Below are 22,612 nucleotides of genomic sequence, written 5' to 3'. Positions count from 1 at the left end.
CATCGCGATACGTTCCGATATATCGTAGACACATCGCAACCGATCGACATGAAGGAGCAAGACGATGCACTTCCACGCAGACAGGCACCACGGGCACAGGCACCACCGGGAGCACGGCTTCGGCGACCCTCGACGCGGGTTCGGCGGGGGCTTCGGTCGCGGCGGCCCCTTCCCCGGTCCCCCCGAGGACCCGCGGGGCTTCCCCGGCCACGGGCCGGGTCACGGGCGGGGGCGGGGCGGCGGCAGGCAGCGCAAGGGCAACGTCCGCGCGGCGGTCCTCACGCTGCTGGCGGAGCGCCCCATGCACGGCTACGAGATGATCCAGGAGATCAGCGGCCGCACCGACGGCCTCTGGCGGCCCAGCCCCGGCTCGGTCTACCCGACCCTGCAGATGCTGGCCGACGAAGGGCTCGTCGCCTCCTCCGAGGAGGCGGGCGGCAAGAAGCTGTTCACGCTCACCGAGACCGGCCGGGACGAGGCCGCGAAGCTCCAGGGCGTCCCGCCGTGGCAGCAGGTGAACGACGACCTCGACGTGCACGCGGCGAAGCTGCGCACGGCGGCGCGCCACCTCGGCGCGGCCATGCAGCAGATGGCCCACGCGGGCACGCGCGAGCAGCAGGCGAGGGCCGTCGAAGTCCTCGGTGAGGCCCGTCGCAAGCTCTACGCGATCCTCGGTGAGCTGGACGTCGAGGAGGACGGGCCGGAGGAGTGACCTACCAGCGGTCGTGGACCAGCGGTCGGACCAGCTCGTCGTACACCGCGCGCACCTCGTCCCGGGCCGACTCCGGCAGCGGGGCGAGGTCCGCGGCGGCCGAGTTGGCGCGCGCCTGCTCGGCGTTGCGGGCGCCGGGGATGACCACGGTGACGCCCGGCTGGTCCACGATCCACCGCAGCGCGAACTGGGCCGTGGTGGCGTCGGCGGGCACGAGCGGCCGCAGCCGGTCCACCGCCGCCAGCCCCACCTCGAACGGCACGCCGGAGAACGTCTCGCCGACGTCGAACGCGTCGCCGTTGCGGTTGTAGTTGCGGTGGTCGTCGGCGCCGAACTCGGTTGACGCGCTGTACTTGCCGGACAGCAGCCCCGAGGCGAGCGGGACGCGGGCGATGATCGCCACACCCGCCTCCGCCGCCGCCGGCAGCACCCGCTCCAGCGGCTTGAGCCGCAGCGCGTTCAGGATGATCTGGACGCTCGCGACACCCGGTCGGGCGATCGCGGTCAACGCCTCCTCGACGGTCTCCACGCTCACGCCGTACGCGGCGATCCGCTCGGCCTCGACCATCTCGTCCAGCGCGTCGAACACCTCGTCGGTCGAGTAGACCGGGGTCGGCGGGCAGTGCAGCTGGACCAGGTCGAGCGTGTCGACGCCGAGGTTGGCGCGCGACCGGTCGTTCCAGGCCAGGAAGTTCTCGCGGTTGTAGTTCTCCGGCGCCTGGTCGACCCGGCGGCCCATCTTGGTGGCCACCGTGATGCCCGCGTCGCCGCGCTCGCGGAGGAACTTGCCGATCAGCGTCTCGCTGCGGCCGTCGCCGTAGACGTCGGCGGTGTCGAAGAAGTTCACGCCGGTGTCGGCGGCGGCGTTCAGCACCGCCAGCGCGTCGGCCTCGTCGACCTGGCCCCAGTCCGCGCCCAGCTGCCAGCAGCCCAGACCCACGACGCCGACCTGCCGACCCAACCTGCCCGCGTTCCTGTTCTCCACGGACCGAATCCTAGGGGAACGCTCTCACGGCAGCACGATGCCGGCCGGCTTGCGCCGCACGTGCACCCGGTAGCCGACCTCGAACGAGAGGCCGGGCGTGCGCGCGATGGCCTTCTCGGCGACCGCCCCGGAGAACTCGATGCGCAGCACGGCCTCCAAGTCCTCACGGCGGTCGAACCGCCACAACGCGCGCACGCGGCGCAACGAGAACCCTTGGTCGGCGAAGAACCGCTCCACCTCGCGGGGGTCGTAGCGGGGCTCGTCGGCGCACAGCCACGGCCCGTACGGCTCGGCGAGGCCGTCGAGGTCCACGATCGCCAGCGCGCCGCCGGGCCGCAGCACCCGGTCCGCCTCGCGCAGGCCCGGCTCGCAGCCGGGACCGAAGAAGTACGCCGTGCGCGCGTGCACCAGGTCCGCGGACGCGTCGCGCAGCGGCAACCGCTGCGCCGGACCGGCGACCACCTCGGCGTTCGGCAGCGCCGCCACCCGCGCCCGCGCCCGCCGCACCAGGGGCGGGTGCGGCTCGACGCCGGTCGCCGAACGCGCCTCGCGGGCGAAGACGGGCAGGTGGAACCCGTCACCGCAGCCGACGTCGACCACGTCCCGACCGGCCCAGTCGCACTCCTCGCGCAACGCGCCCCAGATCGCGCCGTCGACGTCCTGCGCCCGGTTCTCGACCTCGTAGACCTCGGGCCAGTGCCAGATGTTCGGGCTCGGCAGCACGTCGGCGGGCCGGACCGCGGCCAAGGCGGCGCGTACGAATCCCTTCACGGGACGACTCTAGAGCCGTAGCGTGATCGAATCGTCGGCTAGCAGGAGGTATGCGATGTCGATCGTCCCCAATTCACCCGCCCTGGCCGAGCTGCACCACGGTGCGCCCTGCTGGGTCGACATCGCCACCACCGACCTCCAGGCCACGGTCGACTTCTACACCGGCCTGTTCGGCTGGTCCTACTCCGACGTCGACGGCGACGACGGCCGCAAGGTCGCCGTGGTGGCCGGGCTGCCGGTGGCCGAGTTCGTCACGGCGGACCAGCCGAGCGCGTGGACGTTGTACCTGAACACGCCGCACGCGAGAGCCACGGCGGAGAAGGCGCACGCCCTGGGCGCCACCGTGCTCGGCGAGCCGTCCGACGTGACGACCGTGCTGGCCGACCCGAGCGGCGCGGTGGTCGGGTTCCGGCACGTGCCCGCCGACTGGCTGTTCGGCACCGCCGGGCACGGCGCGTACGCGTGGGCCGAGCTGAACACCCGCGACGGGCAGCTGGCGGACGAGTTCTTCCAGGAGCTGTGCGGGTTCGAGATCACCCAGATCGGTGACGGCCAGGCGGTCGACTACACGCTCTGGGCCGTGCAGGGGGACACCGTGCTCGGCCGGCAGCGGATGGGCCGGGCGTTCGCGCCGGAGACCCCGCCGCACTGGATGGTGTACTTCACCGCCGCGCCGGAGATCGGCGCGGACTCGGTCGCGAGCAGGGTGCTGGAGCTGGGCGGGCTGGTCACGGTCGAGCCGTACGACACCCCGTTGGGGCGGGTCACGGTGGTCGCCGACCACACCGGCGCGGTGTTCTCGGTGATCGACCCGTCCCGCACCACCCCCCTGCGCGACGAGGAGATCGGGTCGCCGATCGACGACCCCTACGACGAGTGACGGTCAGCCGGGTAGGAATCAGCCGGGCACGAAGAGGTGCAGCAGCATCCACGCCACCACGGCCGACGGCAGCAGCGAGTCCATCCGGTCCATCAACCCGCCGTGACCGGGCAGCAGGGTGCCCATGTCCTTGATGCCCAGGTCCCGCTTGATCAGCGACTCGACCAGGTCGCCGGCGGTCGCCGTGACGACGAGGGCCGCGCCGAACAGCACGCCTTGCCACCACTGGCCGCCCAGCATCAGGCCGACGGTGAGCGCGCCGCCGACGGTGCCCGCCACCATCGAGCCCGCGAAGCCCTCCCAGGACTTCTTCGGGCTGATGGTGGGGGCCATCGGGTGCTTGCCGAGCAGCACACCGGCCACGTAACCGCCGGTGTCGGACAGCACGACGCCGATCAGGAACGCGAGGACGCGGAACACGCCGTCGTCCGGCACCACGAGCATGACCGCGAAAGCGGCGAACACGGCCACGTAGGCGACCGCGAGGATGGACGCGGTGACGTCCCGCAGGTAGCCCTCGGCGCCGTCCTTGAGCCGCCAGATCATGCAGACGAGGATCGTCACCGCGAACGCGCTGAGCACGCCGTCGCGCTCGAACGGCCAGGCCAGCCACACCACGGCCTGCCCGCCGACCAGCACCGGCACGAGCGCCACCCGGATGCCCGCGCCGCGCCGCAGCGCGCCGGCCAGCTCGTACATCGACACGGCGACGGCGATCGCGACGACGCCGACGAACAACTCGCGCACCGTGAACAGCGCGACGAGGATGACCGCACCCAGGCCGACGCCGACGCCGATGGCCGCGGGCAGGTTCCGCCCGGCCCGTGACGCGCTCTTCTCCGGCGCGCCCTGGTCACCGCCGCCTGACGACACCTCTTGTGCTCCCATCACGGCCGTCCACCGGCCGGGCAAAGCGGGCGGCCGGTGACCCGGCGCGCCGAACCGGACGTGACCACTAGACCTCGAGCAGTTCGGCTTCCTTGTGCTTGACCAGGTCCTCGATCTGCGCGACGTAGCGGTGGGTGACGTTCTCCAGTTCCTTCTCGGCCCTGGTGCCGTCGTCCTCGCCGACCTCGCCGTCCTTGACCAGGCGGTCCAGCTCCTCCTTGGCCTTGCGGCGGATGTTGCGGATGGACACCTTGGCGTCCTCGCCCTTGCCCTTGGCGACCTTCACCATCTCGCGGCGGCGCTCCTCGGACAGCTGCGGGATCACCACGCGGATGATCGAGCCGTCGTTGCTGGGGTTCACGCCCAGGTCGGAGTCGCGGATGGCCTTCTCGACCGCGTTCAGCTGGCTGGCGTCGTAGGGCTTGATGACCGCCATCCGCGCCTCCGGGATGGCGACGCTGGCGAGCTGGTTCAGCGGGGTCGGCGAACCGTAGTACTCGACCACGATGCGGGAGAACATCGAGGGGTTGGCCCGGCCGGTGCGCACCGCGGCCAGGTCCTCCTTCGCCACGGTCACCGCTTTTTCCATCTTCTCCTCGGCGTCGAGGAGGGTCTCGTCGATCACGGCAGACTCCCTTGGTGTGCGCGGTTCGGCTCGAATCCCAGCAGGTCTAGAAGGACGGGCGACCACCGGGGGTGCTCACCAGCGTGCCGATCTTCTCACCGCGCACGGCTCGCGCGATGTTCCCCTCGGTGAGCAGGTTGAAGACCATGATCGGCATGTTGTTGTCCATGCACAGGCTGAACGCGGTCGCGTCGGCGACGTTCAGGCCGCGTTCGAGCACTTCCCGGTGGGTGATGTTGTCGAACATCAGCGCGTCCGGGTCGATCTTCGGGTCGGCGGTGTAGACGCCGTCGACGGCCTTGGCCATCAGCACGACCTCGCAACCGATCTCCAGCGCGCGCTGCGCGGCCGTCGTGTCGGTGGAGAAGTACGGCATGCCGGCGCCGCCGCCGAAGATCACCACGCGGCCCTTGTCCAGGTGCCGCATGGCCCGGCGGGGGATGTAGGACTCGGCGATCTGGCCCATCGTGATGGCGGTCTGGACCCGGGTCTCGATGCCGTGCTCGCGCTCCAGGAAGTCCTGCAGGGCGAGGCAGTTCATCACGGTGCCGAGCATGCCCATGTAGTCGGCGCGGCTGCGGTCCATGCCGCGTTGCTGCAGCTCGGCGCCGCGGAAGAAGTTGCCGCCGCCGATCACGACCGCGACCTGCACGCCGGTCCGGACGACCGCGGCGATCTGGCGGGAGACGGTCTGCACGACGTCGGGGTCGACACCGACGCCGCCACCGCCGAACATCTCGCCGCCCAGCTTGAGCATCACCCGGCGGTAGCCGTTGAGCGGTGGCTCGTCGTCGGCGTGATCCGCTTTCGGGTGGTCTACCTCTGCGCTCACAGGTGCTCCTCTGGACACGGCAAGGGCGGGGTCGCGACGTCTGCGCGCAACCCCGCCCTCACGCGAATCAGGCCTGGCCGACCTCGAACCGGGCGAAGCGGGACACGGTGATCCCGGCCTCGTCCAGCACGGCCTTGACGGTCTTCTTCGACTCCGTCACGGAAGCCTGCTCCAGGAGCACGACGTCCTTGAAGAAGCCGTTCACGCGACCCTCGACGATCTTGGACAGCGCCGCTTCCGGCTTGCCCTCCTCGCGAGCGGTCTCCTCGGCGATGCGACGCTCGTTGGCCACCACGTCCGCGGGGACCTCGTCGCGGGTGAGGTAGGTCGGGCGCATCGCGGCGATCTGCATCGCGGCGCCGCGGGCGGCGTCCTCGTTCTCACCGGTGAACTCGACCACCACGCCGACGGCGGGCGGCAGGTCGGCGGCGCGGCGGTGCAGGTAGGTGGTCACGGCGCCGTCGAAGACGGCGACCTTGGCCAGCTCCAGCTTCTCGCCGATCTTGGCGGAGAACTCCTGGACGACCGCGTCGACGGCCTTGCCGTCGAGGTCGGCGGCCTTCAGCGCGTCGACGTCCGCCGGGCGGGAGGCCTTGGCGACCGCGACGATCCGGGAGGCCAGCTCCTGGAAGTCGGCGTTCTTGGCGACGAAGTCCGTCTCGCAGCGCAGCTCGATCATCACGCCGTCCTCGGCCACGACCAGGCCGTTGGAGGTCGTGCGCTCGGCGCGCTTGCCGACGTCCTTCGCACCCTTGATGCGCAGGATCTCGACCGCCTTGTCGAAGTCGCCGTCGGCTTCCTCGAGCGCCTTCTTGCAGTCCATCATGCCTGCGGCGGTCAGCTCGCGGAGGCGCTTCACGTCAGCGGCGGTGTAGTTCGCCATCGTGCGATTTCCGTTCCTTCTGCGGTCTGTTCGTCGGCTTCGCCGCCGACGGAATTACGCGCTGGGTGCTGGTGCTCGTGCGCACGCCGCGCCCACCGCCGAGGGCGGGCGCGGCGTGCGGGCACGGGTCAGGACTGGACGGTCTCGGTGCCCTCGGCCGCCGGGGTGGCGGCGGGGGCCTCGGCCGGGGCCTCGGTCACCTCGGCGCCGACCAGCAGCTCCTGCTCCCACTCGGCCAGCGGCTCGTCGGTGCCCGGCTCGGGCTTGTCCGCGCCGTCGGCGGCCTTGGTGCGGGCGCCGGAGCGCGCCATCAGACCGGCGGCGGCGGCCTCGGCCACCACCTTGGTCAGCAGCGCGGCGGACCGGATCGCGTCGTCGTTGCCCGGGATCGGGTAGTCGACCTCGTCCGGGTCGCAGTTCGTGTCGAGGATCGCCACGATCGGGATGTTCAGCTTGCGCGCCTCGCCGACGGCGATGTGCTCCTTCTTGGTGTCCACGATCCACACGGCGCTGGGCACCTTGGACATGTCGCGGATACCGCCGAGCGTGCGCTCCAGCTTGTCCTTCTCGCGGTTCATCATCAGGATTTCCTTCTTGGTGAAACCCTGGAAACCGCCGGTCTGCTCCATCGACTCCAGCTCCTTGAGCCGCTGGAGGCGCTTGTGCACCGTGGAGAAGTTGGTGAGCATGCCGCCCAGCCAGCGCTGGTTCACGAAGGGCATGCCGACGCGCAGGGCCTCGTTGGCGATGGCCTCCTGCGCCTGCTTCTTGGTGCCGATGAACAGGATCGACCCGCCGTGCGCGACCGTTTCCTTGACGAACTCGTAAGCCCGGTCGATGTAGGTCAGCGTCTGCTGCAGGTCGATGATGTAGATGCCGTTGCGCTCGGTGAAGATGTAGCGCTTCATCTTCGGGTTCCAGCGACGGGTCTGGTGCCCGAAGTGCACGCCGCTGTCGAGCAGCTGCTTCATGGTGACGACGGCCATGGCCGGGTTCGCACCTCTTCGTTCAGGCGCGCCTGGCCCTGGGCCGGCGCGCGTTACCGGTTGGTCGCGGCGGACCGGGTCGGACCACCGCCCTGGCGCCCCTGCCGACGTCCGAACCCGGGGCTCGTCGCCTCGGGACCGCCGAACACCGTGACCCGCCGTTGGCGCGGAGGGTCTGCAGTGGCACGCGAAGTCGTCCCGCAAACACACGGGCCGCGGACCGAGTGTACGCCCGGTGGAGGCGGAACAACGAACCGGCCCTGGAGTTGTCCACAGCCCGACGAGTTGTCCACAGTCCCGGAGAAGCCACTGGTAGCCCCCGGTGCGCCGCAGGACGCTGGACCCATGACTCCCACGATGCGAACGCTGCTGGTCCTGGCCTTGACAACCCTCCTGGGGCTACCGCTGACCCCACCCAGCGCCCACGCCTCCCATGTCTCCACCCCCGGCCGCCCCACTCGCTTCACCTGGCCGCTCGCCCCACCGCACCAGGTGGTCCGCACCTTCACCCCACCGGCGACCGCCTACACGGCGGGCCACCGCGGCATCGACCTGGCCGCCACCCCGGGCACCCCGATCCTGGCCGCCGCCGACGCGGTGGTGCTGCACGCGGGCCCGGTGGCCGATCGACCGGTGGTGTCACTGCTGCACGCCGGCGGCCTGCGAACCACCTACGAGCCGGTCGTGGCGGGCGTGCGGCCGGGTCAGGCGGTGCGCCGGGGCGAGCAGATCGGCACCCTGCGGGAAGGCCACGATGGCTGCCCGACGGAGGCGTGCCTGCACTGGGGCGCGATCCGGACCACTCCGCCGAGGTCGCGGGAGTACATCGACCCCCTGCACCTGCTGACCAACGGCCACGTCCGCCTCCTGCCGAGGCGGACGAACACCTGACTCGCGCACCCTCCCACCACAGCACCCACAGCCCACGACGCCCACGGCCCGGCAACCCGACCGCACCAACCCCAACCCCGCTCACCGGGTTCACCGCCGCCGAGCGCCACCCAACCACCACTGCCCGACCACCACTGCCCGACCGCCACTGCCCGACCGCCACCTCAACTTCGCGGACCGACCAGCACGGCCGGCGATCACAGGGCCGACCTCGTGAACTCGACATCACAGACCAGGCACCTCAGCCGCATCACGCACCCGATTCTGCGCTGGACTTCACGCGCCGGGGATCACAGGTCTGGCTTCGCGGCCGGCCATCACTCGACAGACCTCGCGGGCTCGGCATCACCGGCCGACCACCGCAGCCGCATCGCGCTTCCGACTTGCGCGCCGAGCTTCGCCGGCCGGTCAGCGCGGCCAGCCATCACGGGTCGACCTCACGGGCTCGACATACAGACCGGGCACCTCAGCCACATCGCGCGCCGGGCATCGCGCGCCGGGCTTCGCCAGCTGACATCGCGTGACCGCCGGCACTGAGCCGACTTCGCGGACTCAGCATCGCGGGCCGAGCGTGGCGCGTTCGGCTTCGCGGGTTGGCTTCGCGGTCCGGGTATCGCCGCAGGTCTGGCGGTTCTTGTCGTGGTTGGTGCGGTGGTGCGGTTGGTTCAGCGGGGGCGGGGGGGCAGCGCGGGAGTCAAGCCTCAAGTTGCTCGTTCAGCTTGGTGCGCAGGCGCAACACCGCTCGGGTGTGGAGCTGGCACACGCGGGATTCCGTGACGCCCAGGACCTTGCCGATCTCGGCCAGCGTCAGGTTCTCGAAGTAGTACAGCGTGACCACGACCCGGTCCCGCTCGGCGAGCTGGGCGATCGCGTCGGCCAGCTGGCGGCGGCTGTCCTGGTCGACCAGGGTGGCGATGGGGTCCTCGGCGCCCTCGTCGGGCAGGGACTCGGCCAGGGAGGAGCCGGCGCCGCCGGTGTTGCGGCCGGCGGCGATCAGTTCGTCCAGTGCCACCACGCTGGTCAGCTGGAGCTGGGCGTACAGCTCGCGCAGCTCACCCAGGCCGATCTTCAGCTCGGCGGCCAGTTCGCGGTCGGTCGGGGTGCGTTGGAGACGTCCACCGAGGCGTTCCAAGGCACGCTCGACGTCACGGGCGCGGCTGCGGACGGAGCGGGGGACCCAGTCCTGGGAGCGCAGGTCGTCGAGGATCGCGCCGCGGATGCGCTGCATCGCGTAGGTCTCGAACTTCAGGCCGCGCTCCGGCTCGAACTTCTCGATCGCGTCGACCAGGCCGAAGATGCCCGACTGGATCAGGTCGGCCACGTCGACGTGCGCGGGCAGACCCGTGCCGACCCGGCCCGCGACGTACTTCACCAGCGGCGCGTAGTGGAGCACCAGGCGGTCGCGCAGGCCCTGCTTCCGCGACTCGCCGTAGGTGTGCCAGAGCGCGATGATCCCGGCTTCCACGTCATCGGCGGTGCGCGACTCGGAGGCCGCGTGCGCGGGCCGACCGGCGGCGACGGCGGCGGGCACGGCGTGACCGTTGGTGTGCTCCGGCTCGTGGTCGACGCGGTGACCGTTCGTCCCAGCCGGGGTGCGCGCCGCCGACGAGGTCCCGACGTGCGCGGCGGAAGGAGAGGTCACGGTTGCGGTCCGCGAACCTCCCCCTGCGACGTCAGGAGCGGGGGTGGGTTCGGTCATGGATCGCCTTCAGCCGTTCGACGGTGACGTGTGTGTAGAGCTGAGTCGTTGCGAGCGTAGCGTGACCAAGAAGCTCTTGGACGGTGCGCAGGTCCGCTCCCCCTTCCAACAGGTGCGTGGCCGCCGAGTGGCGCAGGCCGTGCGGGCCCGTGTCAGTGGCCTCGGGTACCGCACCCACTACATCGTGGACGACCCGCCTGGCGGTACGCGGATCGAGCCGGCCGCCGCGCGCGCCGAGCAGGAGCGCGCGTTGCGAGCGGTCGTTGACCAGGGCGGATCGGCCGTGTTCCACCCAGCGCCGTACAGCCCGTTCGGCCGGAACGCCGAACGGCACGGTACGTTCGCGACTGCCCTTGCCCAGAACCCGAATCACCCTTTGGGAGTAGTCCACGTCGTCGAGGTCGAGACCGCACAACTCGGCGACCCGGACACCTGTTGAGTACAGCAACTCCACCACGGCTTGGTCACGCAGCGCAACCGGATCGCCCTGTTCCGCACCTACTCCGGCAGCTTCCATGGCCGCGGCGGCCTGCTCCGGCCGCAGCACCGCGGGCAGGGTCCGGTGGGGTCTGGGTGCGGTGAGCCGCAGGCCCGGGTCGGCGGCCAGCAGGTCGTTGCGGGTGGCCCAGGCGGTGAACGCGCGGGCGGACGCGGCACGTCGGGCCATCGTCGTGCGGCTCGCGCCGGTGGCGTGCTGCGAGGCCAGCCAGGACCGCAGCCCCGGCAGGTCGACCGCTTCCACGGTGGCGTTCCCGGGCGAGCCCCCGGCTAAGTGGACCAGCAGGGCGACCACGTCGCCGAGGTAGGCCCGGACGGTGTGCGGCGAGAGACCGCGTTCCATCGCGAGGTGGCGCTCGTAGCGCTCCAGGGCCGTCGCCACGTCGCCGGGCAGACCGCGGCGCAGGCGCACGAGGTCCACGCGACGTGTCCGAGCGGGCGGCGGCGGGGACATAGCCCCTGACGCTCCGCCCTCAAGCGCTCTTGGTCAAGTATCGCCACGCCAACTCCCTTTCTGGGAACGCTTCCAACCGCTTTCGGACCGCTCGGCGAGACCGGCCAGTTCCAGTTGGGGCAGCAAACCGCGCACCCGCGGCAGCTCCACGCCGGACTCGACGGAGACGGCTTCCGGGCTGTGGCCGAACGTCAGGCCGAGGGCTTCGAGGACCCGCATCGCGTCGCCCTGCGGCGGCCCGGTCTCGGTGTTCCGGTTGGCCTCGACGAGGTCGACCCCGAGCCGCCCGGTGGACTCGATGACCTCGGCGACGCTGGTCACCGGCAGTGCCGCGCCCGAGCGGAGCAGTTCGTGGCAGCCCGACGAGCTGACCGACGTGATGGGACCCGGCACCGCCATGAGCACCCGCCCGAGCGCCGCCGTCGACGCCGCCGTGTTCTTCGCGCCGCTGCGCTGACCGGCCTCGACCACCACCGTCCCCTCGGCGAGGGCCGCGATGAGCCGGTTGCGGGTCAGGAACCGGTGGCGTGCGGGCGTGTGCGTCGGCGGGTACTCGCTCACCAGCAGGCCGTGGCTCGGGATGCGCTCCAGCAGGGCGCGGTGACCGGCCGGGTAAGCCACGTCGACCCCGCAGGCGAGCACCGCGACCGTCGACCCGCCGGCCGCGATCGCACCGCGGTGAGCCGCGCCGTCGATGCCGTAGGCCGCGCCCGACACCACCGTGACACCGGCCTCGGCCAACCCGAACCCGAACTCCCCCGCGACGTGCTGCCCGTAGCCGGAGGCGGCCCGGCTGCCCACCACCGCGACCGCGCGCTCGGTGACGGCGGCGAGGTCGGCGTCACCCCGGACCCACAGGGCCAACGGCTCCAACCCGCACCGCAACCCGTTGGCGGCGGCGATGGCCAGGGCGTTGAACGGCCACCGGGGCCACTCGTCGTCCTCGGGGATCAGCAGCCGGCCGCCCACTTCGGCGACGGCCTCCAGGTCCTGTTCGGCCCGGTTCACCGACCGGCGCGCGGAGGTCTGGCTGTCGACGCCGGAGGGCACCTCGCCCGCGCGCACCAGCTCGGCCGCCCGGACCGGGCCGACTTCCGCGACGAACCGCACGAGCGCCGGGGCAGGCGGCTCGGCCACCCGGGAGAGGTAGGCGCGGGCCAGCCGGATCTCGTCGGTGGTCACGACCACCTCCACCACTCCCCGCCCACCGCCGACCGCCTGCCGAGCCCGCAGCAGGCTCTGGTGCCCGGCCCGGTCATGGACGCGAGATGGCTGGATGGCATGAGTGCGGAGGTGGAGGTGGGCCTGGGTTTGCCGGGTGGCGCGGGCGCGGAATTGCCAGGCTGCACGGGCACAGGGATGGTGGCGGTCGTGGTGCGGGTGCTTCGCGGCGGGTGGGTGGTCATGGTTTCCTGCGCTCTCGGAACTCCAGGGCGGCGGCCACGTGGTCGGGGGTTGGTCGGTCGACCTCCGCCAGGTCGGCGAGGGTCCAGGCGACGCGGAGGCACCGGTCGGAGCCGCGGCCGGTCAGGGCGCCGCGGGAGAGGGCGCGGTCCAGGATCGAGGTGGTCTCGCGGGGCAGGGCGTAGTCCTTGCGCAGGGCGGGGCCGGGGACCTCGGCGTTGGTGGACCAGCCGTGCTCGGACCAGCGTTCCGACGCCCTCGTCCGGGCCTTGAGGACGCGTTCGCGGACGGCGGCGGTCGGTTCGGGGTCGGCGGTGAACTCGCGGCTCATGGCGGTCAGCGGGCGCATCACGACCCGCAGGTCCACCCGGTCGAGCAGCGGGCCGGAGAGCTTGCTCTGGTAGCGCCTCCGGGCCGCGGGCAGGCAGGCGCAGTCGATGTCCTTCGGCGGTGCGCACGGGCACGGGTTGGTGGCCATCACCAGCTGGAACCTGGCCGGGTAGCGGGCGATGCCGTCCCGCCTCGCCAGGCGCACCTCGCCCTCCTCCAACGCCGTGCGCAGCGCCTCCAGCTTCGACGCGCCGAACTCGCGGGCCTCGTCCAGGAACAGGACGCCCCTGTGGGCACGGCTCATCGCGCCCGGCTTGGCCATGCCGGTGCCGCCGCCGACCAGGGCCGCGGTGGACGTGGAGTGGTGCAGGGAGACGAACGGCGGGGTCGAGACCAGCGGTGACTCCGGGCTGAGCAGGCCGGCGACCGAGTGCACCGCCGTGACGCCCAGCGCCTCGTCCGCGGACAGGGGCGGGAGCAGGCCGGCCAGGCGTTGCGCCAGCATGGTCTTGCCCGTGCCCGGCGGGCCGGTGAGCAGGATGTGGTGACCGCCCGCCGCGGCCACCTCCAGCGCCCACCTGGCCTCCGGCTGGCCCACGACGTCCGCCAGGTCCGGGCCGTCCGGTGGCGGCGTGATCGGGGGCGGGGCGGCCGTCACGAGGGCGCCCTCGCCGGACAGCCACGCCAGGACGTCCAGCAGGGTGGCGGCGCCGTGGATGGTCATGCCGGCCACCAGGGCCGCCTCCGGCAGCACGGACACCGGGACGACCGCCTCGGTCAGGCCCGCGCGCCGGGCCGCCAGCAGCGCGGGCAGCACGCCGCGGACGGTGCGCACGCGACCGTCCAGGGCCAGCTCGCCCAGCAGCACGGCCCCGGCCAGGCGCTCGCCGGGGATGGCCCGGGCGGCGGCCAGGACCGCGCAGGCGATGGCCAGGTCGTAGCCCGACCCGTTCTTCGGCAGCGTGGCCGGTGACAGGCCCAGGGTCACCCGCTGGGACGGCCACTCGTGCCCGCTGTTGCGGACCGCCGCCCTCACCCGGTCCTTCGACTCGTGCAGGGCCGCGTCGGGCAGGCCGAGCAGCTGGGTCCGCACCGTGCCGACGCCCACGTCGGCCTCGATCTCCACCGGGACGCCGTCCACGCCGAACAGCGCCACCGACCACGTCCGCGCGAGCGCCATCACACACCCCGCAGGTGGTGCAGGCGGACCCGGCCGGCGGGCGGCCACTCGATCGCGATGACGTCGTAGCGGACCTCGACCCGGCCGATCCGGTGCGCGCCGAGCCAGCGCAGGGCCGACTTGCGCACCCGGTCGAGCTTGTCCGGCGTCACCGCCTCCAGCGGCGTGCCCCGGGACGTGCCCGAACGGCACTTCACCTCGACCACCACCAGCCGCACGCCGTCGGTCGCCACGACGTCCAGCTCGCCGTCGTCGCACCGCCAGTTGCGCGCCAGGATCGACAGCCCCTGGTGCTCCAGGTACCGGCACGCCGCGTCCTCGCCGCGCCTGCCCACTTCCGTCGCCGTGCTCATGGCCCCACCCCTTCGGATCCGGTCTCGAACCCGACCTTGCCGGGGTCGGCGCGGGGTGACGAGCGGCGGTTCGCGAACTGTGGACAGGTCAACGGCCTGTGGACAGAGCGGGCGGAGTTGTCGGTCGGATGTGGTAGTGGGGCGAGAGGTCTCGAAGGGACCGGAAGACGCAAAGGGGCCCGCCCCTTCGGGCGAGCCCCTGCGACTTTGCGTGGGTCAGGAGTTGAACGGACCGTCCTCGGGCAGCCTGAGGTCGGGCTTGTCCAGCTCCTCGACGTTGACGTCCTTGAAGGTGATCACGCGGACGTTCTTCACGAACCGGGCGGGGCGGTACATGTCCCACACCCACGCGTCGGACATCCGCACCTCGAAGTAGACCTCGCCGTCCGCGTTGCGGACCTGCACGTCCACCGAGTTGGCCAGGTAGAACCGCCGCTCGGTCTCCACGACGAACGAGAACTGGCTGACGATGTCGCGGTACTCCTTGTACAGCGACAACTCCATCTCGGTCTCGTACTTCTCGAGATCCTCTGCACTCATTACGCCTCCGCGCGGGTAATCATCGAATCCGCGCCCCTCCTCGTCGCGAGCCTGCCACCGCTGGTCTGCGGGGTTGTCCCATTCTGGACCACGGCGGCGGCTGCCACGCCACGCGCCACCCGGTGCGGCGGTTCCAGCCCGTGCCGGAGCGCCGCGGCCGTCACGTTCGCATACGACCAGCGGTGTTGCGCACTCGGGCCGTGCTCCACCAGCGCCGCCGCGTGCTCGGGGGTGCTGTAACCCTTGTGCACGTCGAACCCGTAGACCGGCAGCTCGTCGTGCAGCTCCGCCATGATCCGGTCCCGGGTGACCTTGGCCAGCACCGACGCCGCCGCGACGCACGCCGCCACCCGGTCGCCCTTGACCACCGGCATGTTCGGCGCGGTGAGCCCCGGCACCGGGAAGCCGTCGGTCAGCACGTACCCCGGATGTGCACCCAGTCGGGCGACAGCGCGCCGCATCCCCTCGATGTTCGCCACGTGCACGCCGATCAGGTCGACCTCGGCGCTCGGGATCACGACCACCGCGTAGTCGAGCGCGCGCTTGAGCACCACGTCGAACATCCGGTCCCGCGCCGCGGCGGTCAGCAGCTTCGAGTCGGTCAGCCCGTCGAACTTCGCCGCGTCACCGGCCTTGAGCACGCACGACGCCACCACCAGCGGCCCGGCGCAGGCGCCGCGACCGGCCTCGTCCACGCCGGCCACCGGACCGAGCCCGCGCCTGCTCAGGGCGGCTTCGAAGGCCCAGATGCCCGCGGTCTGCCGAACCTGGGCTCGGGGCGGCTTGCGGATCACCCCTAGACACTATCCCAGCCGCGAACGGCGGAACCGCGCCCTCACCCGCCTGCCGAGCAGCAGCACCGGCCACGCCGCCGCGACGCCGACACCGGCGGGCAGGGCGTCCTGCCACGCAGGAGCACCGATGGCGACGGCCTGCGGGTCGTGGTCGCCGACGCCCTGCCAGCGGGCGGGCGGCAGCACGATCAACCGCGCCTTGCCGACCACGTTGTCCACCGGCACCAGGCCGCCCTCGCCGCCGTTGCCCTGGCACCGCGAGTCGCACGAGTCGTTGCGGTTGTCACCCAGCACGAACAGGTAGCCCTCGGGGACCTTCAGCTCGGCGAACGACTCCTGCACGGTGCTGCGCCCCGGCGCCCAGTACACGTACGGCTCGTCCAGCGCCTTGCCGTCCACCACCACCCGGTTGCGGTCGTCGCAGCACTTCACGGTCTGCCCGCCGACCGCGATGACCCGCTTGACGAAGTCCTCCTCGTTCGCCGCCGGGAAGCCGAGCAGCGAGCCGACGCCCCGCACCGCCCGGGTGAACGGGTTGGTCGGCTCGGCGGTCACGAAGTCCTGGTTGATCCAGCTGTCCGGGCCGTGGAAGACGACCACGTCACCGGGCTCGGGCTCGCTGAAGTCGTAGGTCAGCTTGTCGACCAGCACCCGGTCGCCGAAGCAGCCGTCGGAGCACCCGTGCAGCGTCTGCTCCATCGACTCCGACGGGATCATGTAGACCTTCGCCAGGAACGACTGGATCAGCACCGCGAGCACCACGGCCACGCCGATCAGGATCGGCAGCTCTTTCCAGAACGAGCCCTTGCGCTTGGCCTTCTTGCGCGCACGGGCACGCCACTGCTCGACCTTCTCCTCGTGCTCCGGGTCACCCTCGTCGGAGGACCCGGGCGACGATGCGACGTCCACCACTCGATCAGCGTACCGATCAGCTCTGTGAGGCCCTGGTCAACCGCTTGCGGAGCTTGCGGCTGAAGAACAGCAGCGGCCACGCCGCGGCGAGCCCGACACCTGCGGGGATGGCGCCCTGCCACGCGGGCGCGCCCAGGGCGACCGCCTGCGGGTTGTGGTCGCCGATGCCCTGCCAGCGCGACGGCGGCAGCACGATGACCCTGGCCTTGCCGATGACGTTCTCCTCCGGCACGACGCCCGCCAGGCCGCCGCCGCCCTGCTTGCGGGAGTCGGTGGAGTTCGTCCGGTTGTCACCCATCACCCAGAGCTGGCCCTCGGGCACCTCGACCGGCTCGAACGGGTCGTGGTTCTCCGGCGACGTGCCGGGCTGCCAGTAGATGTACGGCTCGTCCAGCGGCTTGCCGTCGACCTTCACCCGGTGCTGGTCGTCGCAGCACTCGACGGTCTGCCCGCCGACGGCGATGACCCGCTTGACGAAGTCGCGCTCGTCCGGCGGGGCGAGGCCGATCAGCGAGGCGACCGACTGGATGCCCGCCACGACCGGGTTGTCCGAGCGGTCGGCGGTGAAGTCGTTGTTGCCCCAGGCGTCGGGGCCGCGGAAGACCACGACCTCGCCCGGTTCGATGTCGGTGAAGTCGTAGACCAGCTTGTCGACCAGCACCCGGTCGTTGTTGCACCCCGGGCAGCCGTGCAGGGTCTGCTCCATCGACTGCGACGGGATCACGTACACCCGCGCGAGGAACGTCTGGATCAGGACCGTCAGGACCAGCGCCGTCGCACCGAGCACCAGCAGCTCGCGCCACAGCGGGGGCTTCTTCTTGTCCTTCTTCGCCTTGCCGCCCGCAGCCGAGTCCGGAGTGGACTCGGCCGCGGGATCCTGACCGTCTTCGTCAGCGGAGCGGTGCACGGGTTCTGCCACTTGGGCAGGCTAGCGCTTCCGCGTGAGCCCGGCGTCAGGAGGCCGGCTTGGCCTCGCGCTTCTCCTTGATCTTGGCGGCCTTGCCGCGCAGGTCGCGGAGGTAGTACAGCTTCGCCCGGCGGACGTCACCGCGGGAGGCGACCTCGATCTCGGAGATGTTCGGGGAGTGCACCGGGAAGGTGCGCTCGACGCCGACGCCGAAGGAGACCTTGCGGACGGTGAAGGTCTCGCGGATGCCGCCACCCTGGCGGCGGATCACGACGCCCTGGAACACCTGGACCCGCTCGCGGGAGCCCTCGATGACCCGGACGTGGACCTTCAGCGTGTCGCCCGGCCGGAAGCTGGGGATGTCGGAGCGCAGCGACTGGGCGTCAAGAGCGTCCAGGGTGTTCATCGGTGGTCCGTCCTCGTCCTCACGTGTATTGCGTACTCCCCCGGGGCGCGGTCTGGCTCAAGTCACACACGCGCGGGGGCGGGCCTGGCGCACGCCGGATGAGTAGAACCGGGTGCAGCAACCTGTCCAGTGTGCCAGACGAGGGGCGGCGGGGCGAAATCGCCCCTGGCTACCGCTCCACGCCCAGCTCGTCGAGCAGCTTGCGGTCGTGCTTGTCGAGCGCGCCCTCGGGCAGGGCGGCCAGCAGGTCGGGGCGGCGTTCGACGGTGCGGCGCAGCGACTGGTCGCGCCGCCAGCGGTCGATCAGCCGGTGGTTGCCCGAGCGCAGGACCTCCGGCACGGCCAGCTCCCGCCACACCTCGGGGCGGGTGTAGCTGGGGCCCTCCAGCAGGCCGTCGGAGAACGAGTCCTCGGCGGCCGACTTCGGGTTGCCCAGCACGCCGGGCAGCAGCCGCACGACGGCCTCGACCACCACCAGCACCGCCACCTCGCCGCCGACCAGCACGTAGTCGCCGAGGGAGACCTCGTCCACCCGCAGCCGGCGGGACGCGTCGTCCACCACCCGCTGGTCGATGCCCTCGTACCGGCCGCAGGCGAACACCAGGTGCTCCTCGGCTGCCAGGTCGTGGGCCAGCTCCTGGGTGAACGGGCGACCGGCGGGCGTCGGCACGACCAGCCGGGTGGCGGGCGTGCAGACCGCGTCCAGCGCGTCGCCCCAGACCTGGGGCTTCATCACCATGCCGGGACCGCCGCCGTACGGGCTGTCGTCCACGGCCTTGTGCACGTCGTGCGTCCAGTCCCGCAGGTCGTGCACGCCGACGCTGATCAGGCCCTTGTCGATCGCCTTGCCCAGCAGGGCGGCGCGCAGCGGGTCCAGGTACTCCGGGAAGATCGTGACGACGTCAATCCGCATCGAGCAGGCCCTCGGGGGGGTCCAGCACCACGCGCTTGCCCGCGATGTCCACCGTGGGCACGATCTCGCGCACGAACGGCACCAGGGCCTGGTCCCCGTTCTCGCGCTTGACGACCAGCAGCTCGCCGCCGAGCCCGTGCACGACCTCCAGCACGGTCCCGACCCTGGTGCCATCGGCCAGCTCGGCCGTCAGCCCCTCCAGCTCGTGGTCGTAGAACTCGTCCGGGTCGCCGGTCGGCGGCAGGTCCTCGGTGCTGCCCAGCAGCAGCGTGCCGCGCAGCGTCTCGGCGACATCGCGGGTCAGCACCTCCTCGAAACGCACCAGCAGCCGCCCGGAGTGGTTCCGGGCGGCTGCGACGGTGAGGTTGCGGGACGTGCCGTCACGCAGCTTGGCGGCCAGCACCGAGCCCTTGGCGAACCGGGTCTCCGGTGAGTCCGTGCGCACGTCGACGGCCAGCTCTCCGCTGATCCCGTGCGCCTTGGCCACGCGGCCCACGACGACGTCCATGTGCGCGCTCAGCGGTCGGTGTCGACCACGTCGACGCGCACGCCACGACCACCGATGCCGGCCATCACGGTGCGCAGGGCGGTCGCGGTGCGGCCGCTGCGGCCGATCACCTTGCCGAGGTCGTCCGGGTGGACGTGCACCTCCAGCGTGCGACCGCGCCGGGTCGTGACCAGGTTCACCCGGACGTCGTCCGGGTGGTCGACGATGCCCCGAACGAGGTGTTCGAGGGCGTCAGCCAACAAGCTCACGCCTCGTCCTTGGCAGCCGGGGCGGACTCGGCCTTCGCCGCGTCGTCCTTCTTCGCGGCCTTCTTCTTCGGCGTCGTCGCCTCGGTCGTCGGGGCGTCGCCCGCGGCGGCCAGCGCGGCGGCGAACAGCTCCGCCTTGCTCGTCTTCGGCTCCTTGACCTTCAGCGTGCCCTCGGCGCCCGGCAGGCCCTTGAACTTCTGCCAGTCACCGGTGATCTCCAGCAGGCGCTGCACCGACTCGGTCGGCTGCGCGCCGACGCCCAGCCAGTACTGCGCGCGGTCGCTGTCCACCGCGATGAACGACGGCTCTTCCTTCGGGTGGTACTTGCCGATCGTCTCGATGGCCTTGCCGTTGCGGCGGGTGCGGGCATCGGCGACGACGATCCGGTAGTACGGCTGACGGATCTTGCCAAGCCGCTGAAGCTTGATCTTGACGGCCACGGGTGTGGGTGCTCCTCGTGCTCTCGTGTGCTCAGGTGCGGGCAGTCGTCACCCGAGTGGGGCACGGGTGGTGAAAGCCCAGGTGTCTGGGGCGCCATGGCACGGTGAGAGGGACCGACCTCGGCGAACAACCAACCATTCTGCCAGACGGTGTCACCGCGGCACGAATCGGGCCACCGGGACGCCGGCGGCGCCGAGGGCGGCCCGGATCTCCCTCGCGTGCTCGACGGCGCCCGGGGTGTCGCCGTGCAGGCAGATCGAGTCGACCTCGACCCGGAGCACGGAGCCGTCGACGGCCGTCAGCTCACCGCGCTCGGCCAGCCCGATGACCTGTGCGAGGACGGCGTCGGTGCCGGTCAGGACGGCGTCGGGCTGGGTGCGCGGCACCAGCGTGGCCTCCGGGGTGTACGCCCGGTCGGCGAACGCCTCGCGCACCGGGCGCAGGCCCGCCCGCTCGGCGTGGTGCAGCAGGCGGGAGCCGGGCAGCCCGAGCACGGGCAGGTCGCCGAACGCCCTGACGCCGTCCACCACGGCCCGCGCCTGGCGGTCGTGGTGGACGGTGGCGTTGTAGAGCGCGCCGTGCGGCTTCACGTAGTCGACCCTGGTGCCGGCCGCCCGCGCGCACGCGTCCAGCGCGCCGATCTGGTACAGCACCTCGTCGGCCAGCTCGGCCGGGTCGGCGTCGATGAACCGGCGGCCGAAGCCCGCCAGGTCGCGGTAGGAGACCTGGGCGCCGACGGCCACGCCCGCGCCCGCCGCCTGGCCGCACACCCGGCGCATGGTCGACGGGTCGCCCGCGTGGAAGCCGCAGGCCACGTTCGCGCTGGTGACGATGTCGAGCAGGGCTTCGTCGTCGCCCAGCCGCCAGATGCCGAAGCCCTCGCCGAGGTCGCTGTTGAGGTCGATCGGGCCGCCGGTCACGCCGGCATCACCCCCACCGAGACGAGCAGGAGGGTCAGGCCGGGCAGGAAGTTGTTGATCACGTGCGCGACCACGCTCGCGGTGAGCCTGCGGGTGATGAGGCGGGCGATGCCGATGGGCAGCGCGATGACGATGAGCAGCGACGTCCGCAGCGGTTCGAGGTGGCTGGCGGCGAAGATCAGCGTGGTGAGCACGAACGCCGCCCACCGGCTCCACCGCTGCCGCTCGATCGCGCCCCACAGCAGGCCGCGGTAGATGACCTCCTCGCACACCGGGCCGAGGAAGCACACGTAGAGGAACATCGCGACGGCGGCGGCCAGGGGCAGCCCCGCGCCGTCGACCAGCTCGCCGATGGCCGAGGTGGCGTTCTTGTCGCCCACCACCCTGGACCAGATCAGCGCGGCCACGTAGGTGAGCACCAGGCCGAGCGCGCCCAGCTTGAGGCCGACCTTGACGTCCGCCCAGTCCCAGGCCAGCCGCAGGTCCTGGAACGGCCCGTTGCCGCGCACGCAGGTGATGACCACCGCGACCGTCGCGGCCAGGACCGTCGGCACCATCGAGCCGATCAGGATGAAGCCCACCGAGGAGCCGATGTCCGTGCCGGTCGTGCGGGCCACGGCGGTGATGAACACCGCGCTCAGGACGAAGACCGCTTCCACGAGCAGGAACGCGCCGAAACCCCACCGCTGGCCGGCGGGCACCGCCTCCGGCTCCCGCCCGACCGCGCGGACGCTGGCGATCAGTCCCGGCGGCGGCTCATCCTGTCGTGTCACAGCCATCCACCCTAGTCAGCCGAGGTACAGGTAGACGGCGGGCAGCAGGTTGTTCGTCGCGTGGGCGACGACGCTCCCGGCCACCCGGCCGGTGATCATGCGGGCCGCGCCGATGGCGAGCCCCTGGGCGAACAGGCTGAGCACCCGCCAGCTCTCCTCGTGCAGGAACGCGAAGACGAGGGCGGTGAGGGCGAGCACCGCGAGCCTGGGGACGTTGTAGTGGGCCAGCGCCTGCCACAGCGCGCCCCTCGTGAGGATTTCCTCGGTCAGCGGCGCGCCGAGGAACACGAACAGCGCCGCGGCGGCCAGCCAGACCGTGCGACCGCCGGACAGCGCCCCGATCTCGTCCAGCGACCCGGACCGGTCCGGGTTGATCCGCAGCAGCAGCGCGCCCAGCAGCCACGCGGCCAGCAGCGCCGCGCCGCCCGCGGCCAGGCCGACCTTCAGGTCGCGCGCGGTGGGCACCAGGCCGAAGTCCCGGCGGGGACCGGCGCCGCGCCACCAGGAGACGACGACCGGGCCGAGGCCGAGCAGGACGTTGGGCAGGAAGACCAGCAGCAGGAGCGGGCCGAGGACCGGCGGGTCGGTGATGTCGACCTCGGCGAAGCGGTCGGCCGTCGCGGCGGTGAAGACCAAGATCGCGAGGTGGTAGCCGCCGAGGCCGGCGAAGAACGCGAGGAAGCCCCAGTGCGCCCGGCCGGTGTCCCGGTCGGCGTCCCGGTCCCGCTGTTCCTCCACTCGTCCGAACGTAGTGGTCCGCGGGGGCGGTGTGCTGCCCGAGGTCGTTCAAGATCACCCTGACGGCCGCAGGGCGCACTTCGGGTGGCGGAAGGATTCCCGCCGCGCCGGCGGAGGGCGGATTTCCTCCCGCCGGCGCCG

The 22,612-nt window shown here is 71.9% G+C and carries 27 protein-coding genes; 3 read left to right on the top strand and 24 right to left on the bottom strand.

What is annotated here, in order from left to right; genetic code table 11:
- The first annotated feature begins 64 nt into the window (after positions 1–64).
- The gene (locus AB0F89_RS14605; RefSeq protein WP_367136415.1) at positions 65–712 is read left to right on the top strand and encodes a PadR family transcriptional regulator; all 648 of its coding nucleotides are present in this window, start codon (positions 65–67) and stop codon (positions 710–712) included.
- A 1-nt stretch (position 713) separates the two neighbouring features.
- Here the strand turns inward: AB0F89_RS14605 and AB0F89_RS14600 are convergent, their stop codons facing one another.
- Together AB0F89_RS14600 and AB0F89_RS14595 are read right to left on the bottom strand one after the other, a co-directional pair.
- Positions 714–1,697, bottom strand: a complete 984-nt coding sequence (locus tag AB0F89_RS14600; protein ID WP_367136413.1) for an aldo/keto reductase — start codon at positions 1,695–1,697, stop codon at positions 714–716.
- 24 nt (positions 1,698–1,721) lie between these two features.
- Positions 1,722–2,468: a class I SAM-dependent methyltransferase gene (locus AB0F89_RS14595; RefSeq protein ID WP_367136411.1), complete on the bottom strand. Its 747-nt coding sequence runs from the start codon at positions 2,466–2,468 to the stop codon at positions 1,722–1,724.
- Between the two features lie 55 nt (positions 2,469–2,523).
- Between AB0F89_RS14595 and AB0F89_RS14590 the strand changes: the two genes are divergently transcribed.
- Positions 2,524–3,348, top strand: a complete 825-nt coding sequence (locus AB0F89_RS14590) for a VOC family protein (RefSeq protein ID WP_367136409.1) — start codon at positions 2,524–2,526, stop codon at positions 3,346–3,348.
- 18 nt (positions 3,349–3,366) lie between these two features.
- On the opposite strand, the gene AB0F89_RS14585 is transcribed toward AB0F89_RS14590, so the two are convergent.
- From AB0F89_RS14585 to rpsB, 5 genes are all read right to left on the bottom strand, one after another.
- Positions 3,367–4,236, bottom strand: a complete 870-nt coding sequence (locus AB0F89_RS14585) for a phosphatidate cytidylyltransferase (protein WP_367136408.1) — start codon at positions 4,234–4,236, stop codon at positions 3,367–3,369.
- Between the two features lie 67 nt (positions 4,237–4,303).
- Positions 4,304–4,861, bottom strand: coding sequence for a ribosome recycling factor (gene frr / locus AB0F89_RS14580; protein ID WP_367136406.1), 558 nt, complete (start codon positions 4,859–4,861; stop codon positions 4,304–4,306).
- A gap of 46 nt (positions 4,862–4,907) precedes the next feature.
- The gene (pyrH, locus tag AB0F89_RS14575) at positions 4,908–5,618 is read right to left on the bottom strand and encodes a UMP kinase (protein WP_141984185.1); all 711 of its coding nucleotides are present in this window, start codon (positions 5,616–5,618) and stop codon (positions 4,908–4,910) included.
- Positions 5,619–5,760: 142 nt separating this feature from the next.
- Positions 5,761–6,576, bottom strand: coding sequence for a translation elongation factor Ts (gene tsf / locus AB0F89_RS14570; RefSeq protein WP_367136404.1), 816 nt, complete (start codon positions 6,574–6,576; stop codon positions 5,761–5,763).
- A gap of 128 nt (positions 6,577–6,704) precedes the next feature.
- Complete coding sequence (gene rpsB, locus AB0F89_RS14565; protein ID WP_367136402.1) at positions 6,705–7,562, bottom strand: 30S ribosomal protein S2; 858 nt, start codon at positions 7,560–7,562, stop codon at positions 6,705–6,707.
- A gap of 345 nt (positions 7,563–7,907) precedes the next feature.
- Between rpsB and AB0F89_RS14560 the strand changes: the two genes are divergently transcribed.
- On the top strand, positions 7,908–8,453 hold the full coding sequence (locus tag AB0F89_RS14560) for a M23 family metallopeptidase (protein ID WP_367136400.1): 546 nt from the start codon (positions 7,908–7,910) through the stop codon (positions 8,451–8,453).
- Between the two features lie 694 nt (positions 8,454–9,147).
- Here AB0F89_RS14560 and AB0F89_RS14555 read toward each other — a convergent pair.
- The 17 genes from AB0F89_RS14555 to AB0F89_RS14475 form a co-directional block, all read right to left on the bottom strand.
- A complete protein-coding gene (locus AB0F89_RS14555) occupies positions 9,148–10,152 on the bottom strand; it encodes a FliA/WhiG family RNA polymerase sigma factor (protein ID WP_367136398.1) in 1,005 nt (334 codons plus the stop codon).
- A complete protein-coding gene (locus tag AB0F89_RS14550; RefSeq protein WP_367136396.1) occupies positions 10,127–11,104 on the bottom strand; it encodes a tyrosine recombinase XerC in 978 nt (325 codons plus the stop codon). Before AB0F89_RS14550 ends, AB0F89_RS14555 begins: the two co-directional genes overlap by 26 nt.
- A gap of 33 nt (positions 11,105–11,137) precedes the next feature.
- Positions 11,138–12,286 (bottom strand): DNA-processing protein DprA, encoded by a 1,149-nt coding sequence (gene dprA, locus AB0F89_RS14545; protein WP_367136394.1) that lies wholly within the window; start codon positions 12,284–12,286, stop codon positions 11,138–11,140.
- Positions 12,287–12,506: 220 nt separating this feature from the next.
- Positions 12,507–14,018, bottom strand: coding sequence for a YifB family Mg chelatase-like AAA ATPase (locus tag AB0F89_RS14540; RefSeq protein WP_367136392.1), 1,512 nt, complete (start codon positions 14,016–14,018; stop codon positions 12,507–12,509).
- A complete protein-coding gene (locus AB0F89_RS14535; protein WP_367136390.1) occupies positions 14,018–14,371 on the bottom strand; it encodes a YraN family protein in 354 nt (117 codons plus the stop codon). The genes AB0F89_RS14540 and AB0F89_RS14535 overlap by 1 nt, the downstream gene beginning before the upstream one ends.
- A 216-nt stretch (positions 14,372–14,587) precedes the next feature.
- Positions 14,588–14,911, bottom strand: coding sequence for a DUF2469 domain-containing protein (locus AB0F89_RS14530; protein WP_015104440.1), 324 nt, complete (start codon positions 14,909–14,911; stop codon positions 14,588–14,590).
- Entirely contained in the window at positions 14,911–15,705 is a 795-nt protein-coding gene (locus AB0F89_RS14525; RefSeq protein WP_367136388.1) for a ribonuclease HII, read from the bottom strand. Before AB0F89_RS14525 ends, AB0F89_RS14530 begins: the two co-directional genes overlap by 1 nt.
- A gap of 9 nt (positions 15,706–15,714) precedes the next feature.
- Positions 15,715–16,617 carry a signal peptidase I gene (lepB, locus tag AB0F89_RS14520; protein WP_367136386.1) on the bottom strand — a complete coding sequence of 301 codons (903 nt, stop codon included), beginning with the start codon at positions 16,615–16,617 and terminating at the stop codon, positions 15,715–15,717.
- A gap of 16 nt (positions 16,618–16,633) precedes the next feature.
- Complete coding sequence (gene lepB, locus AB0F89_RS14515) at positions 16,634–17,536, bottom strand: signal peptidase I (protein ID WP_367136384.1); 903 nt, start codon at positions 17,534–17,536, stop codon at positions 16,634–16,636.
- Between the two features lie 34 nt (positions 17,537–17,570).
- Positions 17,571–17,930, bottom strand: coding sequence for a 50S ribosomal protein L19 (rplS, locus tag AB0F89_RS14510; RefSeq protein ID WP_367136383.1), 360 nt, complete (start codon positions 17,928–17,930; stop codon positions 17,571–17,573).
- 169 nt (positions 17,931–18,099) lie between these two features.
- The gene (gene trmD, locus AB0F89_RS14505; RefSeq protein ID WP_367136381.1) at positions 18,100–18,843 is read right to left on the bottom strand and encodes a tRNA (guanosine(37)-N1)-methyltransferase TrmD; all 744 of its coding nucleotides are present in this window, start codon (positions 18,841–18,843) and stop codon (positions 18,100–18,102) included.
- Entirely contained in the window at positions 18,833–19,351 is a 519-nt protein-coding gene (gene rimM / locus AB0F89_RS14500; protein WP_367136379.1) for a ribosome maturation factor RimM, read from the bottom strand. The genes trmD and rimM overlap by 11 nt, the downstream gene beginning before the upstream one ends.
- A gap of 8 nt (positions 19,352–19,359) precedes the next feature.
- The gene (locus AB0F89_RS14495) at positions 19,360–19,599 is read right to left on the bottom strand and encodes an RNA-binding protein (protein ID WP_015104447.1); all 240 of its coding nucleotides are present in this window, start codon (positions 19,597–19,599) and stop codon (positions 19,360–19,362) included.
- A complete protein-coding gene (gene rpsP, locus AB0F89_RS14490) occupies positions 19,596–20,039 on the bottom strand; it encodes a 30S ribosomal protein S16 (protein WP_367136376.1) in 444 nt (147 codons plus the stop codon). The genes AB0F89_RS14495 and rpsP overlap by 4 nt, the downstream gene beginning before the upstream one ends.
- Positions 20,040–20,192: 153 nt before the next feature.
- A complete protein-coding gene (locus tag AB0F89_RS14485) occupies positions 20,193–20,960 on the bottom strand; it encodes a LamB/YcsF family protein (protein WP_367136374.1) in 768 nt (255 codons plus the stop codon).
- Entirely contained in the window at positions 20,957–21,739 is a 783-nt protein-coding gene (locus AB0F89_RS14480; RefSeq protein WP_367136373.1) for a lysostaphin resistance A-like protein, read from the bottom strand. The genes AB0F89_RS14485 and AB0F89_RS14480 overlap by 4 nt, the downstream gene beginning before the upstream one ends.
- A gap of 9 nt (positions 21,740–21,748) precedes the next feature.
- Positions 21,749–22,471, bottom strand: coding sequence for a lysostaphin resistance A-like protein (locus AB0F89_RS14475; protein ID WP_367136371.1), 723 nt, complete (start codon positions 22,469–22,471; stop codon positions 21,749–21,751).
- Positions 22,472–22,612 lie beyond the last annotated feature (141 nt).

Origin of the sequence: Saccharothrix sp. HUAS TT1 (assembly GCF_040744945.1) — a bacterium.
Lineage (GTDB): Bacteria > Actinomycetota > Actinomycetes > Mycobacteriales > Pseudonocardiaceae > Actinosynnema.
The sequence above is the reverse complement of the archived record's forward strand: the minus strand, read 5'-3'. Positions and strand labels throughout refer to the sequence as shown.

What these genes read in the sequence shown, in the direction of transcription:
- AB0F89_RS14560 (WP_367136400.1), top strand. Translation starts at nt 7,908, where the DNA reads ATGACTCCCACGATGCGAACGCTGCTGGTCCTGGCCTTGACAACCCTC.
- AB0F89_RS14535 (WP_367136390.1), bottom strand. Translation starts at nt 14,371, where the DNA reads ATGAGCACGGCGACGGAAGTGGGCAGGCGCGGCGAGGACGCGGCGTGC.
- AB0F89_RS14555 (WP_367136398.1), bottom strand. Translation starts at nt 10,152, where the DNA reads ATGACCGAACCCACCCCCGCTCCTGACGTCGCAGGGGGAGGTTCGCGG.
- AB0F89_RS14590 (WP_367136409.1), top strand. Translation starts at nt 2,524, where the DNA reads ATGTCGATCGTCCCCAATTCACCCGCCCTGGCCGAGCTGCACCACGGT.
- trmD (WP_367136381.1), bottom strand. Translation starts at nt 18,843, where the DNA reads ATGCGGATTGACGTCGTCACGATCTTCCCGGAGTACCTGGACCCGCTG.
- AB0F89_RS14480 (WP_367136373.1), bottom strand. Translation starts at nt 21,739, where the DNA reads ATGGCTGTGACACGACAGGATGAGCCGCCGCCGGGACTGATCGCCAGC.
- rimM (WP_367136379.1), bottom strand. Translation starts at nt 19,351, where the DNA reads ATGGACGTCGTCGTGGGCCGCGTGGCCAAGGCGCACGGGATCAGCGGA.
- AB0F89_RS14540 (WP_367136392.1), bottom strand. Translation starts at nt 14,018, where the DNA reads ATGGCGCTCGCGCGGACGTGGTCGGTGGCGCTGTTCGGCGTGGACGGC.
- rplS (WP_367136383.1), bottom strand. Translation starts at nt 17,930, where the DNA reads ATGAACACCCTGGACGCTCTTGACGCCCAGTCGCTGCGCTCCGACATC.
- AB0F89_RS14530 (WP_015104440.1), bottom strand. Translation starts at nt 14,911, where the DNA reads ATGAGTGCAGAGGATCTCGAGAAGTACGAGACCGAGATGGAGTTGTCG.
- tsf (WP_367136404.1), bottom strand. Translation starts at nt 6,576, where the DNA reads ATGGCGAACTACACCGCCGCTGACGTGAAGCGCCTCCGCGAGCTGACC.
- pyrH (WP_141984185.1), bottom strand. Translation starts at nt 5,618, where the DNA reads ATGCTCAAGCTGGGCGGCGAGATGTTCGGCGGTGGCGGCGTCGGTGTC.
- AB0F89_RS14585 (WP_367136408.1), bottom strand. Translation starts at nt 4,236, where the DNA reads ATGGGAGCACAAGAGGTGTCGTCAGGCGGCGGTGACCAGGGCGCGCCG.
- AB0F89_RS14605 (WP_367136415.1), top strand. Translation starts at nt 65, where the DNA reads ATGCACTTCCACGCAGACAGGCACCACGGGCACAGGCACCACCGGGAG.
- AB0F89_RS14550 (WP_367136396.1), bottom strand. Translation starts at nt 11,104, where the DNA reads ATGTCCCCGCCGCCGCCCGCTCGGACACGTCGCGTGGACCTCGTGCGC.
- rpsB (WP_367136402.1), bottom strand. Translation starts at nt 7,562, where the DNA reads ATGGCCGTCGTCACCATGAAGCAGCTGCTCGACAGCGGCGTGCACTTC.